Genomic DNA, 530 nt, shown 5'->3' with positions numbered 1-530 from the left:
TCGTAGGCCTTGCCGAAAACCTCTTCCTCGTCGCGATGCGAGCCGACGACGGCTTTTGTCGGTCGGCCCCTAGTGTCTTCCTTGTCGTCGTCGGCAGGTGTCGACATCAGATTCCCTTATACACATATAGGTATATTAGGAAAAAAGTTGCTATTATCATGCCCGCCGTTGCCGCGATAAAGAAACAAACTGCCATCCAAAACCTGATAGGATGCATTTTCTTCATGTATACTCTGCCCCGTGCGGGGAATATCCCCGACAATATCGCGGGATACACTGCGGATATACAAAACCTTATAAGCCATATGCCCGATAGAATGCATGCGATCACGACCGCTGCGCGGGATGCAACAAAGCTAAAGCTCATGATCTCCGCCATTCAGCTCCCTCGAGCCGGTCGTCGTCCGGCCGCAGTTGCAAATCGTACAGCGCGCGATAGCGTCCACCCAGCGCCAGCAGTTCCTCATGCGTGCCGCGCTCGATGATCCGGCCGCCCTCGACGAACAGGATCTGGTCGGCATGCATCAGCG

The sequence above is a fragment of the Mesorhizobium sp. M7A.F.Ca.MR.148.00.0.0 genome (assembly GCF_003997735.1).
In the GTDB taxonomy this organism is placed as follows: domain Bacteria; phylum Pseudomonadota; class Alphaproteobacteria; order Rhizobiales; family Rhizobiaceae; genus Mesorhizobium.
The sequence above is the reverse complement of the archived record's forward strand: the minus strand, read 5'-3'. Positions refer to the sequence as shown.